This is a genomic window from Burkholderia sp. SJZ089 (genome assembly GCF_007828315.1).
GTDB lineage: Bacteria > Pseudomonadota > Gammaproteobacteria > Burkholderiales > Burkholderiaceae > Burkholderia > Burkholderia gladioli.
In genome coordinates this window covers 142,958-157,491 of sequence record NZ_VIUM01000006.1, presented here as the reverse complement: position 1 = coordinate 157,491, position 14,534 = coordinate 142,958, and the positions used below count along the sequence as shown (strand labels likewise).

The 14,534-nt window shown below is 68.2% G+C and carries 8 protein-coding genes; 7 read left to right on the top strand and 1 reads right to left on the bottom strand.

Features of this window, described 5'->3' with window-relative positions:
* Window positions 1-12 precede the first annotated feature (12 nt).
* Complete coding sequence (locus FB600_RS13200; protein WP_098181198.1) at window positions 13-462, bottom strand: hypothetical protein; 450 nt, start codon at window positions 460-462, stop codon at window positions 13-15.
* Window positions 463-653: 191 nt separating this feature from the next.
* Here FB600_RS13200 and FB600_RS13195 point away from each other — a divergent pair, with 191 nt between their 5' ends.
* From FB600_RS13195 to FB600_RS13165, 7 genes are all read left to right on the top strand, one after another.
* On the top strand, window positions 654-992 hold the full coding sequence (locus FB600_RS13195) for a hypothetical protein (RefSeq protein ID WP_096749445.1): 339 nt from the start codon (window positions 654-656) through the stop codon (window positions 990-992).
* A 280-nt stretch (window positions 993-1,272) separates the two neighbouring features.
* A complete protein-coding gene (locus FB600_RS13190) occupies window positions 1,273-2,466 on the top strand; it encodes an ammonium transporter (protein WP_025099724.1) in 1,194 nt (397 codons plus the stop codon).
* A gap of 385 nt (window positions 2,467-2,851) precedes the next feature.
* Entirely contained in the window at window positions 2,852-4,834 is a 1,983-nt protein-coding gene (locus FB600_RS13185) for a PhoX family protein (RefSeq protein WP_145756926.1), read from the top strand.
* Between the two features lie 626 nt (window positions 4,835-5,460).
* On the top strand, window positions 5,461-6,285 hold the full coding sequence (locus tag FB600_RS13180) for an IclR family transcriptional regulator (protein ID WP_013697196.1): 825 nt from the start codon (window positions 5,461-5,463) through the stop codon (window positions 6,283-6,285).
* Between the two features lie 466 nt (window positions 6,286-6,751).
* Window positions 6,752-8,092, top strand: coding sequence for an MdtA/MuxA family multidrug efflux RND transporter periplasmic adaptor subunit (locus tag FB600_RS13175; RefSeq protein ID WP_145756927.1), 1,341 nt, complete (start codon window positions 6,752-6,754; stop codon window positions 8,090-8,092).
* Between the two features lie 13 nt (window positions 8,093-8,105).
* A complete protein-coding gene (locus tag FB600_RS13170; RefSeq protein ID WP_145756928.1) occupies window positions 8,106-11,222 on the top strand; it encodes an MdtB/MuxB family multidrug efflux RND transporter permease subunit in 3,117 nt (1,038 codons plus the stop codon).
* Window positions 11,223-14,531, top strand: coding sequence for an efflux RND transporter permease subunit (locus tag FB600_RS13165; protein WP_145756929.1), 3,309 nt, complete (start codon window positions 11,223-11,225; stop codon window positions 14,529-14,531).
* Window positions 14,532-14,534: the final 3 nt, after the last annotated feature.

Below are 14,534 nucleotides of genomic sequence, written 5' to 3'. Positions count from 1 at the left end.
GCAAGCGCCGCCTCAGCGATTCGCTGATTTTTCGGTATCCGCGGACGAGGCGCCCTGGTCGCGGCTCCATTGCTGGAGCTTGCGGCCGGCCGTCTCCAGGCCCGTGCCGGCAGCCGAGGCGGCCAGCCCGAAGGCGGCCGTGGCGGCCTGCTTGAGATGCGCCTGGGCGGCCGAGGCCACGTCGCTGGCCGACACCGGCGGCACGGCCGAAGCCGCCGACGCCACGCCGGCCTTGGCGGCGGCGATCTGGCTGTCGACGAAGCTGGCGGCCTGGTCGAGCTTGCCGGCGGCGGTCGCGGCGGCGGCGGCCACCGCGCTGGCGGCGTGATCGGGCGCGGACGCGTTCGAGGCGGGCTTGTCGCAGCCGGCCAGCGTGGCCGCGGCGAGGCCGGCGATGGCGAGCGCGCGGGCTGCCGGCAGGCCGGGGATCGGGCGGACCGAAAAACGGAAGGAAAGCTTCATGATGTCTGGCGCGTGCCTGCGCTCTCTCGATACGGGAATCGCGATGATACGACGGGCGGGGACCGGCGCTGCATCAAGCTGACAATTGCTTTCAGACCGGGCGCGAAATCTTTCGGATTCGACTGATAGGCGGGGTTCGATGGCCTGCCTATAGTCGATCGCGTCATCGATTCCGCCCCTGGGTTCCCCGCATGATGGATGTCCTCGACTGGCTGCTGGTGCTGGCTGTCGCGCTGGGCCTGACCTTCGCCTTCTGCCGGCGCGCGCGGCTCGCCTGGCCCGATGCGGGCGAGCGGCGCCGGCGCCGGCACGCCGCGCGGCTGCTGTCGCTGGCGGTGGCGGGCCTGTGGGCCGCCGCGCTGATCGTGACGCAGGGCGTGCTCGCGCCATTCGACTGGCTCGACGCACCGGCCCTGCCCCCGGTGCCTGCCCTGCTGCTGGCCGCCCTGCTGTGCGTCGCGCTGTCGGCGTGCTGCGCAAGCCTCGGCTGGCGCCTGCTGCGCCCGCGTCGCCTGTTCTCGGCGCATTGACGCCGGCGGGCGCGGGATCGCGCCGGGCGACCAATATCGAGCGCACCGGAATCGTACGCACACGCATTCCGCGCACCACCAAGCAGCAGACTCGCACCACTTCAAGACATGCGCCGGCACCACGCACGTGCCTGGCACGCGAGACGCCATCGATCCGCCGACCCGATCGCGCGCCATCGTCCCGACACGGTGCGGCTCGCACCGATTTCACGCATCTTTTCACCTGATTGGCCCGAATCTTGCTCGACACGCCCTCTTTTCGAGCAAAAACGGGCAACAGATGGACAGTCTGAAAACGGCCGGCGACACCTTATTTCTTCTTCTCGGTGCCGCCATGGTGCTCGCCATGCACGCGGGCTTCGCCTTCCTCGAGCTGGGGACGGTACGCAAGAAAAACCAGGTCAATGCCCTGGTCAAGATCCTGGTCGACTTCTCGGTCTCGACCATCGCCTACTTCTTCGTCGGCTACACGGTCGCCTACGGCGTCGAGTTCTTCGACGACATCGGCACGCTGGCCCAGCACAACGGCTACGCCCTGGTGCGCTTCTTCTTCCTGCTGACCTTCGCCGCGGCGATCCCGGCGATCGTCTCGGGCGGCATCGCCGAGCGCGCCAAGTTCAACCCGCAGCTGATCGCCACCTCGGTGATCGTCGGGCTGGTCTACCCGTTCTTCGAGGGCATCGCCTGGAACGACCGCTTCGGCATCCAGGACTGGCTCGCGCACGCCTTCGGCGCGCCCTTCCACGATTTCGCCGGCTCGGTGGTGGTGCATGCCTTCGGCGGCTGGATCGCGCTGCCCGCCGTGATCCTGCTCGGCGCGCGCCACGGCCGCTACTCGAAGGACGGCCGGATCGCCGCGCATCCGCCCTCGAACATCCCCTTCCTCGCGCTCGGCGCCTGGGTGCTGGCGGTGGGCTGGTTCGGCTTCAACGTGATGAGCGCGCAGACGCTCGACAAGATCAGCGGCCTGGTGGCCGTCAACTCGCTGATGGCGATGGTGGGCGGCACGCTGGCCGCCTGGTTCGCCGGCCGCAACGATCCGGGCTTCACCTACAACGGGCCGCTGGCGGGGCTGGTGGCGGTCTGCGCGGGCTCCGACGTGATGCACCCGCTCGGCGCGCTGGTGACGGGCGCGGCCGCCGGCGCGCTGTTCGTGGTGATGTTCACCTGCGTGCAGAACCGCTGGCGCATCGACGACGTGCTCGGCGTGTGGCCGCTGCACGGCCTGTGCGGCGCGCTCGGCGGGCTGGCCGCCGGCGTGTTCGGCCAGCCGGCGCTGGGCGGCTTCGGCGGCGTGTCCTTCCTCTCGCAACTGGTGGGCACGCTGGGCGGCATCGCCGTCGCGCTGCTCGGCGGCACGCTCGTGTACGGCGTGCTGAAGGTGTCGCTCGGGTTGCGGCTCGACCAGGAAGCCGAATTCGACGGCGCCGACCTGTCGATCCATCGCATCTCGGCCACGCCCGAGCGGGATTAGACCGCGCATCCGCCCGCTTCGCGGGCAGGAAACCGGGCGCCGCTCGCCTTCCTGCCCGCCGCCTCACGCTCTTCCCGCCGCCCCCCGGCCACGCCTGCCCTTCCCGTCGACGGCCCTCGTCACCGGTTCCTGTTCGCCTCCCCGGCCGCGACGCGGCTCTCCAGGCACGATCGCGTCGCTCCGCCGCTGCCCCTCGCCACCTGCCCGGGCCCACCGTCGTCTTGCCCTGCGCCCTTCAAGATTCCGAAATCAATACGTTCAGCATTCAAAAAACTTTCACGAAGCACACCTACACTCGCGTCCAGTTTTCCAAAGCCCTTCTGCATGCTTTCCATTGCATGACAAACGAAGGCCGTTTCGATCGACCACAACAACCGGACACCCCATGACCGCGCTGCCCAAAACCTCCCGACGCCAGGCCCTGAAGCTCCTCGTCGGCGCCCCGATGCTGCCGCTCGGCGGCCTCGCCCTGCCCGCGCTGCTGTCCGGCTGCGGCGGCGACGACGACACCCCGCCGGCAGCGGGCAACCCCGGCGGCGGCACCACACCGGCGGCCTCCTTCGCGGCCGCCAGCTTCGTCTCGATGGCAGCGCCCACGCTGGCCAATCCGGCGGCGATGGCCACCACCACGGTGGGCTCGACGCTGAAGGTGTCCTTCACCGACGGCAGCGCACGCGACTACAAGCTGGCCTACAAGCCCTTCTTCACCACCGGCGACCTGGTGCCGAACGGCGCCGGCGGCACCATCCTGGCCGGCGGCTACTACGACATCAACAATCGTCCGATCGTCGACAGCTCGAAGGCCGGCAGCGAGCGCCAGTTCTACTCGGACTGCCCGGACGGCAGCTCGCTGCTCACGCTGGCCAACGCCAAGGTGCCGGGCGTGAAGGGCAAGCCGGTGTTCGCGGTGGTTCAGTTCGAATACACCACGCGCAACCAGAACGGCGACTCGACCTACGGCCAGTTGCCCTCGCCGATCGCGGTGCTGACGCTCGACCAGGATCCGGCCACCGGCGCGCTCACGCTGGTCAAGTACCACAACGTGGACACCTCGAAGGCGCATGGCCTGTGGATCACCTGTGGCGCGAGCCTGTCGCCCTGGAACACCCACCTGTCGAGCGAGGAATACGAGCCGGACGCGACCCTCGCCGCCACCGACAAGCAGTTCCTCGCCTACAGCCAGAACACCTTCGGCAGCCCCACGGCGGCCAATCCCTACCACTACGGCCACCTGCCCGAGGTGACGGTCAACCCCGACGGCACCGGCAGCATCAGGAAGCATTACTGCCTGGGCCGGATCTCGCACGAGCTGATCCAGGTGATGCCGGACCGGCGCACCGTGATGATGGGCGACGACGCCACCAACGGCGGCCTGTTCATGTTCATCGCCGACAAGGCGGCCGACCTCTCGGCCGGCACGCTCTACGTGGCGAAGTGGAACCAGACCGGCTCGACCGGCGCCGGCGCGGCCACGCTGAGCTGGATCCGCATCGGCCATGCCGGCAGCGACGAGATCGAGGCGCTCGCCAATACGCTGAAGGCCGCCGATATCATGGACCTGGCCACCGCCGATCCGAACGACGCCTCGTACACGAAGATCCACTTCGGCGGCAAGTTCAACTGGATGCGCATCAAGCCGGGCATGGAGAAGGCCGCGGCCTTCCTGGAGACGCACCGCTACGCCGCGCTGATCGGCGGCAGCATGGGCTTCACCAAGCTGGAGGGCACCACGGTCGACGCGAAGGACAAGGTGGTCTACACGGCGATGTCGCGCATCGAGACCTCGATGGTCAAGGGCAACGCGGTCTCGCGCGACGTGGCGGTGGACAGGAAGATCTCGGCGGGCGCCGTCTATGCGCTGAACCTGAAGGGTGGCCAGCGCGACAGCGCGGGCAACGCAATCGACAGCGAATGGGTGCCGGTCGACATGAGCGCCCCGGCCGCGCTGGTCGGCGAGGACCTGGCCGCCGCCGACGCGCTCGGCAATACCGCCAATGCCGACAAGATCGCCAACCCGGACAACCTGAAGTTCTCGCAGAAGCTGCGCACGCTGTTCATCGGCGAGGATTCCGGGATGCACGTGAACAACTTCCTGTGGGCCTACAACGTCGACACCAAGACCCTCTCGCGCGTGCTGTCCTGCCCGTCCGGGGCGGAATCGACAGGCCTGCACGCGGTCGACGAGATCAACGGCTGGACCTACATCATGAGCAACTTCCAGCACGTGGGCGATTGGGAATCGCCGCTGCACGACAAGGTGAAGGCCACCCTGGACCCGCTGGTGCGAAGCAACTACAAGGATCGCTTCGGCGCCAGCGTCGGTTACCTGACGGCCGAGGCCACCGGCATCCAGCTCGGCAAGGCTTGAGGGCGCGAGCAAGGCAGCGGGTTCGCTGACCGGCCGCCCTGTTCACAATCCTGAAACATCGTTTCATCCGTCATGGCCTGCCCGGCCGTTGCCGCGCGCTGTCGATCCCGACAGCGCGCTTTTTTCTTTTTGTCCGCTTTATGTACGCGCCGCGCGCGGCGCGTGGCCTTACCCACGGTGTAAGCTGCACTTTTGCCTCGTGGGCCCGGCGCGCGCCGGACTCACTCTTTTTGGCCAAAAATCCCAATATTTGGGAAATCAGCTTTCGGCGATCCGGGCAAAAAAAAAGCGCCACGGGGGACCGTGGCGCTAAAAAAGTTCTAGCCATTCCGAGGGCCGTGCTAGAACCTGAGAGACTGCATCGAAACCCCGTTATCGGTAAATCTGGCGAAACGTTGTTTCGAAATTCAGGTACATTTTTTCCGTTTCCCGAGGACAAGTCAAGCGAAAAATACAGTCCCGTTGCGAATTTTGCGACACGCCGATCGGGTTTAACCCTGGAAAACAGGGGCCATTCGGCAATATCTCACGACATGAGATGTTGCTCATCAAACGTGCATGACTCGGCATTTGTCGTACTATTTCGGAAATTTTGAAATTTTGTTTCGGAAAAAAGAGAGTGTTCCGTGTCGATATTGAATAACGCAGCCGCTGCCGCGCGCGATCGGGAATCCTCCACCGACGAGATCTCGGCGCTCGCCCGGGGGCTCGCGGTGCTGCGCCGGATCGCTGCCGCCGATGCTCCCGTCAGCAACCGCGAACTGACAGAATTAACAGGTATCCCCAAGCCGACCGTCTCGCGCATCACCGCCACCCTGGTGAGCGCCGGTTTCCTGTTCCGGCTGCCCGACAGCGAGCGCTTCGTGCTGACCGCGTCGGTGCTCGAGCTGAGCAACGGCTTCCTGCGCAACTTCGACATCCGCGCGCGCTCGCGGCCGTTCCTGATCGAGCTGGCCGAGCGCACCTCGCTGTCGGTCCATCTCGCCGTGCGCGACCGGCTCGACATGGTCGCGATCGACGTGATCCGGCCGCGCTCGGCGGTGCTCGTCACGCGGCTCGAGATCGGCTCGCGGATGGACATCGCCCGCACCGCGGTGGGCCGTGCCTACCTGGCCGCGCTCGAGGAAGGCGAGCGGCGCGAGCTGCTCGGCGCCCTGCAGGCCGCCCACGGCGATGACTGGCCGCTGGTGGTGGCCCGCCTGAACTCGGCCCTCGACGACACGCTGCGCAACGGCTACTCGCTGGCGATCGGCGAATGGCGCGACGGGCTCAATGCCATCGCGGCCGGTTTCGTCGGCCCCTCGGGCCAGCGCTACGCCGTCAATTGCGGCGGCGCCGCCCAGCAGTACCCGCCCGAGTGGCTGCTCGAAACAGCGGTGCCCGCCATGCACGAATGCATCGCCAAGATCACGCGCGAGATCGGCGGCGCGGTGCCGACGCGGCGCGGCTGAGGCCCCGCCGGGCCACCAACCTGCCCGGTCGACGGCGACCGCCATCTTGCCGGAGCATGGCTCGGCACGACGAAATCAAAATGAGCCGGTAACGCAGGCGGGCTGTCCGGCACAGCCCGCTTCGCCTGGCGCAACACGGCATCGCATGGGCCCGCCGTGTGGGCGCCATGTCGGTGCGCGCCCCGACGGCAGCGGGGCCGGCCGGCGCGCGCCCGCCGTCAGCCAATCGTCAAGCTCGCGTCACCCGATCGTCACGACGAAAAAACATGTGGTTACCCCAGTAAACCGCTGAAAGAAAGTCCTCTGGACGATAGGCCGGCTCGCAACGTAGCATCATGCAACCTCGCGCCGGGGCGCTGCCCGCCCGACGCTCCGCTCTTTCGCCGTCCGACGTGGCGCGCCTGCCTGGCGCACCCGCGCACGACGCCTCCCACGCCCGCTCACGCCAGCGTCAGCCAGATCGAACATGAACAATCAGGAATCACCAACGCCTCGTTCCCCCGCTCCTCCGCCGCAGGATCCGGCACCGCGCAAGCGCCGTCGGCCGATCGCGATCGGCGTGGCCGCGCTCGTCGTGATCGGGGGCGCGCTGCTGTGGTGGCATCCGTGGAAGAAGAACGAGGCGCCGGCCAACGGCCAGCAGGCAGGCCAGGGCGGCGGACGCCGCCACGGCGGCCCGGCCGACTTCGCCAACCAGCCGCAGCCGGTGCAGGTGGCCACCGCCTCGCGCGGCGAGATGCCGATCGTGCTGTCCGCGCTCGGCACGGTCACGCCGCTGGCCACCGTGACGGTGAAGACGCAACTGTCCGGCTACCTGCAGTCGGTCAACTTCACCGAAGGGCAGATGGTCAAGAAGGGCGACGTGCTGGTGCAGATCGACCCGCGCCCCTACCAGGTCGCGCTCGAGACCGCCGAAGGCACGCTGGCGCGCGACCAGGCGCTGCTGGCCACCGCGCGGCTCGACCTCAAGCGCTACCAGACGCTGCTCGCGCAGGACTCGATCTCGGGCCAGCAGGCCGACACGCAGGCCTCGCTGGTCAAGCAGTACGAAGGCACCGTGAAGACCGACCAGGCCTCGATCGACTCGGCCAAGCTGAACCTGACCTACGCGCGCGTGACCGCGCCCGTCTCGGGCCGCGTCGGCCTGCGCCAGGTGGATGCCGGCAACTACGTGACGCCGGGCGACACCAACGGCCTGGTGGTGATCACCCAGCTGCAGCCGATGAGCGTGATCTTCACCACCTCGGAGGACAACCTCCCGCCGATCCTGAAGCAGGTCAATGCCGGCAAGTCGCTGTCGGTGACCGCCTACAACCGCAACAACACGGTGCCGCTCGAAACCGGCTCGCTGGAAACCTTCGACAACCAGATCGACACCACCACCGGCACCGTCAAGCTGCGCGCGATCTTCGACAACAAGGACAACCTGCTGTTCCCGAATCAGTTCGTCAACACGCGCCTCTTGGTGGACACGCTGAAGGACGCGGTGATCGTGCCGACCGCCGCGGTGCAGACCGGCTCGATCGGCCAGTTCGTCTATATCGTCAAGCCCGACAACACGGTCACGGTGCGCAAGGTCAAGCCGGGCCCGGTGGACGGCGAGCGCACCAGCATCGCCGAGGGCGTGCAGGTCGGCGAGCGGGTGGTCACCGACGGCGTCGACCGGCTGCGCGAGGGCGCCAAGATCACCATCCCGGCCGAGCAGCCGGCGGGCGCCAGCGGTGCCTCGGCCGCGCATGCCGCATCGGGCGCCTCGGGCGCGCACGGCCATCGCCATCACGGCGCGTCCCAATCCGCCGCGCAATGACGACGCCTGATCGATGAATCCGTCACGTCTATTCATTCTTCGCCCGGTCGGCACCGCCTTGCTGATGGCGGCCATCATGCTGGCCGGCCTGGTCTCGCTGCGCTTCCTGCCGCTGGCCGCGCTGCCCGAGGTCGACTACCCGACCATCCAGGTGCAGACCTTCTACCCCGGTGCGAGCCCCGAGGTGATGACCTCCTCGGTGACCGCGCCGCTGGAGCGCCAGTTCGGCCAGATGCCCTCGCTGAACCAGATGTCCTCGCAGAGCTCGGCCGGCGCCTCGGTGATCACGCTGCAGTTCAGCCTGGACCTGCCGCTGGACATCGCCGAGCAGGAAGTGCAGGCCGCCATCAACGCGGCCGGCAACCTGCTGCCCTCGGACCTGCCCGCGCCGCCGATCTACGCCAAGGTCAACCCGGCCGACGCGCCGATCCTGACGCTGGCGATCACCTCCAAGACGCTGCCGCTCTCGCAGATGCAGGACCTGACCGACACGCGCCTGGCGATGAAGATCTCGCAGGTCTCGGGCGTGGGCCTGGTGAGCCTGTCGGGCGGCAACCGGCCGGCGGTGCGGATCCAGGCCAACCCGCTGGCGCTGGCGCAATACGGCCTGAACCTGGACGACCTGCGCACCACCATCTCGAACCTCAACGTCAACACGCCGAAGGGCAACTTCGACGGCCCGACGCGCGCCTACACGATCAACGCCAACGACCAGCTGACCAGCGCCGACCAGTACAACGACGCGGTGGTGGCCTACAAGAACGGCCGCCCGGTGATGCTGACCGACGTGGCCAAGGTGATCGCCGGCACCGAGAACACCAAGCTCGGCGCCTGGGTCGATTCCGAACCCGCGATCATCGTCAACGTGCAGCGCCAGCCGGGCGCCAACGTGATCCAGACCGTCGACGCGATCAAGGCGATCCTGCCCAAGCTGCAGGAGACGCTGCCGGCCGCGCTCGACGTGCAGATCGTCACCGACCGCACCACCATGATCCGCGCCGCGGTGCGCGACGTGCAGTTCGAGCTGGCGCTGGCGGTGGTGCTGGTGGTGCTGGTGATGTACCTGTTCCTGGCCAACATCTACGCGACCATCATCCCGAGCCTGTCGGTGCCGCTCTCGCTGATCGGCACGCTGGCGGTGATGTACCTGGCCGGCTTCTCGCTGAACAACCTCTCGCTGATGGCGCTGACCATCGCCACCGGCTTCGTGGTCGACGACGCGATCGTGATGATCGAGAACATCGCGCGCTACGTGGAGGAAGGCGAGGGGCCGCTGGAGGCCGCGCTCAAGGGCTCCAGGCAGATCGGCTTCACCATCATCTCGCTGACGGTCTCGCTGATCGCGGTGCTGATCCCGCTGCTGTTCATGGGCGACGTGGTGGGCCGACTGTTCCACGAGTTCGCGATCACCCTGGCGGTGACCATCGTGATCTCGGCGGTGGTCTCGCTGACCCTGGTGCCGATGATGTGCGCGAAGCTGCTGCGCCACACCCCGCCCAAGGGCGAGCACCGCTTCGAGACGCGCGTGCACGTGGTGATCGACAAGGTGATCGCGCGCTACGGCACGGCGCTGCGCTGGGTGCTGGAGCGCGAGCGCTCGACCCTGGTGGTGGCCCTGCTGACCCTGGCGCTGACCGCCCTGCTCTACGTGTACGTGCCCAAGGGCTTCTTCCCGGTGCAGGACACCGGCGTGATCCAGGCCATCACCCAGGCGCCGCAGGCGGTCTCCTACGGCTCGATGGCCGAGCGGCAGCAGGCACTGGCCGCCGAGGTCCTGAAGAATCCGAACGTCGACGGCCTGACCTCCTTCATCGGCGTGGACGGCTCGAACATCACGCTCAACAGCGGGCGCATGCTGATCAACCTGAAGAACCGCGACGACCGCAGCGAATCGGCCACGCAGATCATCCGCGACCTGCAGAAGCAGGTGGCGAACCTGCCCGGCATCCAGCTCTACATGCAGCCGGTGCAGGATCTGACCATCGACTCGACGGTCAGCCCGACCCAGTACCAGTTCCTGCTGACCAGCCCGAACCCCGACGACTTCGCCACCTGGGTGCCCAAGCTGATGCAGCAGTTGCAGAAGGAGCGCTCGCTGGCCGACGTGGCCACCGACCTGCAGGCCAACGGCAAGTCGGTCTATGTCGAGATCGACCGCGCCACCGCGGCGCGCTTCGGCATCACGCCGGCCACCGTCGACAACGCGCTCTACGACGCCTTCGGCCAGCGCATCGTCTCGACCATCTTCACGCAGTCGAACCAGTACCGCGTGATCCTGGAAGCCGAGCCGCAGATGCAGCACTACGTGGAATCGCTCAACAGCATCTACCTGCCGGCCTCGGGCGGCGGCCAGGTGCCGCTGTCCTCGATCGCCAAGTTCCACGAGCGCCCCGCGCCGCTCCTGGTCACCCACCTCGGCCAGTTCCCGGCCGCCACGGTGTCCTTCAATCTCGCGCCGGGCGCCTCGCTGGGCGAGGGCGTCAATGCGATCACCGCCGCCGAGAAGGCGATCGGGCTGCCGGCCTCGTTCCAGACCCGCTTCCAGGGCGCGGCGCTGGCCTTCCAGTCCTCGCTGTCGAACCAGCTGTTCCTGATCCTGGCCGCGATCGTGACCATGTACATCGTGCTGGGCGTGCTCTACGAGAGCTACATCCACCCGATCACGATCCTCTCCACCCTGCCCTCGGCCGGGGTGGGCGCGCTGCTCGCGCTGATGATCACCGGCCACGACCTCGACATCATCGGCATCATCGGCATCGTGCTCCTGATCGGCATCGTCAAGAAGAACGCGATCATGATGATCGACTTCGCGCTCGAGGCCGAGCGCAACGAAGGCAAGTCACCGCGCGAGGCGATCTACCAGGCCTGCCTGCTGCGCTTCCGGCCGATCCTGATGACCACCCTGGCCGCCCTGCTCGGCGCGGTGCCGCTGATCGTCGGTTCGGGCGCGGGCTCGGAGCTGCGCCAGCCGCTGGGGATCGCGATCGCCGGCGGCCTGATCGTCTCGCAGGTGCTGACGCTGTTCACCACGCCGGTGATCTACCTCGGCTTCGATTCGCTGGCACGCCGTGTGCGGCAGGCCTTCGAACGGCGCCGGCCGGCCGCCGGCGGCAACGGAACGGGCGCGTAAATGAACCTGTCGCGCCTGTTCATCGAGCGCCCGATCGCGACCACCCTGCTCGCGCTCGGGATCGCGCTCTCGGGCCTGTTCGCCTTCGTCCGGCTGCCGGTCTCGCCGCTGCCGCAGGTGGACTTCCCGACCATCTCGGTGTCGGCCTCGCTGCCCGGGGCCAGCCCCGACACGGTCGCCACCAGCGTGACCAGCCCGCTGGAGCGGCACCTGGGCTCGATCGCCGACGTCACCGAGATGACCTCGACCAGCTCGGTGGGCAGCGCGCGCATCATTCTGCAGTTCGGGCTGGACCGCGACATCGACGGCGCCGCGCGCGACGTGCAGGCCGCCATCAACGCGGCGCGCGCCGACCTGCCCGCCAGCCTCAAGAGCAACCCCACCTACAAGAAGGTCAACCCGGCCGACTCGCCGATCATGGTGCTGGCCGTCACCTCCGACACGGCCTCGCCGGCGCGCCTGTACGACGCGGCCTCCACCGTGCTGCAGCAGGCGCTCTCGCAGATCGAGGGGATCGGCGAGGTGGACGTGTCGGGCTCGGCCAACCCGGCGGTGCGCATCGAGCTCGAGCCGCACGCGCTGTTCCACTACGGCATCGGCCTGGAGGACGTGCGCGCCGCGCTCGCCTCGGCCAACGCCAACAGCCCGAAGGGCGCGATCGAATACGGGCCCGCCCACTACCAGCTCTATACCAACGACCAGGCCTCGCAGGCTTCGCAGTACCGCGACCTGGTGATCGCCTACCGCAACAACGCGGCGGTGCGGCTCGACGACGTGGGCAGCGTGGTCGACTCGGTCGAGGACCTGCGCAACGTGGGCCTGGCCAACGGCAAGAAGGCGGTGCTGGTGATCCTCTACCGCTCGCCGGGCGCCAACATCATCGACGCGGTGGATCGCGTCAAGGCCTCGCTGCCGCAGCTCACCGCCGGCATGCCGGCCGACGTGGACGTGGCGCCGGTGCTGGACCGCTCGCGCACCATCCGCGCCTCGCTGACCGATACCGAGCACACCCTGCTGATCGCGGTGGGCCTGGTGGTGATGGTGGTGTTCCTGTTCCTGCGCAACTGGCGCGCCACCCTGATCCCTAGCGTGGCGGTGCCGATCTCGATCATCGGCACCTTCGGCGCGATGTATCTGCTCGGCTTCTCGCTCGACAACCTCTCGCTGATGGCGCTGATCGTCGCCACCGGCTTCGTGGTCGACGACGCGATCGTGGTGCTGGAGAACATCTCGCGCCATATCGAGAGCGGCAAGCCGCGCCTGCAGGCCGCCTTCGAGGGCGCGCGCGAGGTGGGCTTCACGGTGCTGTCGATCAGCCTGTCGCTGGTGGCCGTGTTCCTGCCGATCCTGCTGATGAGCGGCATCGTCGGGCGGCTGTTCCGCGAGTTCGCGCTGACGCTGTCGCTGGCGATCTTCGTCTCGCTGTTCGTCTCGCTCACGCTCACGCCGATGATGTGCGCGCGCCTGCTGCCCGAGCACGATCCCAAGCGCGAGGAAGGGCGCGTGGGGCGCTGGCTCGAGCGCGGCTTCGCGCGCCTGCAGCGCGGCTACGACGTCACCGTGGTGTGGGCGCTGCGCCATCCGCGCCTCATCATCCTGTCGCTGGTGGCCACCGTCGCGCTGAACGTGCTGCTCTACGTGAAGATCCCCAAGGGCTTCTTCCCGCAGCAGGACACCGGCATGCTGATCGGCGGCATCCAGGCCGACCAGTCGACCTCGTTCCAGGCGATGAAGCTCAAGTTCACCGAGATGATGAAGATCGTGCAGTCGGACCCGAACGTGGCCACCGTGGCCGGCTTCAGCGGCGGACGCGCGACCAATACCGGCTTCATGTTCATCACCCTCAAGGACAAGCCGGGCCGCAAGCTCTCGGCCGACCAGGTGATCGCCCAGCTGCGCCCGCGCCTGGCGCGCGTGGCCGGCGCGCGTACCTTCCTGCAGGCCGCCCAGGACCTGCGCGTGGGCGGCAGGCAGTCGAACGCGCAATACCAGTTCACGCTGTTCGGCGATTCCACCGCCGAGCTCTACCAGTGGGGGCCGAAGCTGACCGAGGCGCTGCAGGGCAAGCCGCAGCTGGCCGACGTCAACTCCGACCAGCAGCAGGGCGGCCTGGAGGCGATGGTCAACATCGACCGCGCCACCGCCGCGCGCCTGAACATCCAGCCCGCCGAGATCGACAACACGCTGTACGACGCCTTCGGCCAGCGCCAGGTCTCGACCATCTACAACCCGCTGAACCAGTACCACGTGGTGATGGAGGTCGCGCCGCGGTATTGGCAGGACCCCGAGATGCTCAAGCAGATCTGGATCAGCACCACCGGCGGCTCGGCCAGCGGCTCGTCCTCCACCAACGCCACGGCCGGCACCTTCGTGGCGGGCAGCGCGGCGGGCACCGGCACGGCCGGCACCAGCACCAGCAGCGCGGCGGCGATCGCCTCCGATTCGGCGCGCAACGCGGCGCTCAACTCGATCGCGGCCACCGGCAAGTCGAGCGCCTCGTCGGGCGCGGCGGTCTCGACCTCGAAGTCGACCATGATCCCGCTCTCGGCGATCGCCAGCTTCGGGCCGGCCACCACGCCGCTGTCGGTCAGCCACCAGGGCCTGTTCGTGGCCACCACCATCTCCTTCAACCTGCCGCCGGGCGTGGCGCTGTCTGACGCCACCCGGGTGATCTACCAGACCATGGCCGAGCTCGGCATGCCGCCCACCATCACCGGCAGCTTCCAGGGCACCGCGCAGGCCTTCCAGAAGGCGCTGCAGGACCAGCTGCTGCTGATCGCGGCGGCGATCGCGGCGATCTACATCGTGCTGGGCATGCTCTACGAGAGCTACATCCACCCGGTGACGATCCTCTCCACCCTGCCCTCGGCCGGGGTGGGCGCCCTGCTCGGCCTGCTGCTGTTCAAGACCGAGTTCGGCATCATCGGCTTGATCGGCGTGATCCTGCTGATCGGCATCGTCAAGAAGAACGCGATCATGATGGTGGACTTCGCGATCGAGGCCACCCGCCAGGGCCGTTCCTCGTTCGACGCGATCCACGAGGCCTGCCGGCTGCGCTTCCGGCCGATCATGATGACCACCATGGCCGCCATGCTCGGCGCGCTGCCGCTGGCCTTCGGGCACGGCGACGGCGCCGAGCTGCGCGCGCCGCTGGGCATCGCGATCGTCGGCGGGCTGATCGTCTCGCAGGTGCTGACGCTCTACACCACGCCGGTGGTCTATCTGTACATGGACCGCATCCGCGTGGCCGCCGAGCGGCGCCGCGCGCGCCGCATGCCGCCGCCGCGGCCGGCCGGCGCGAGCGAATGAGGC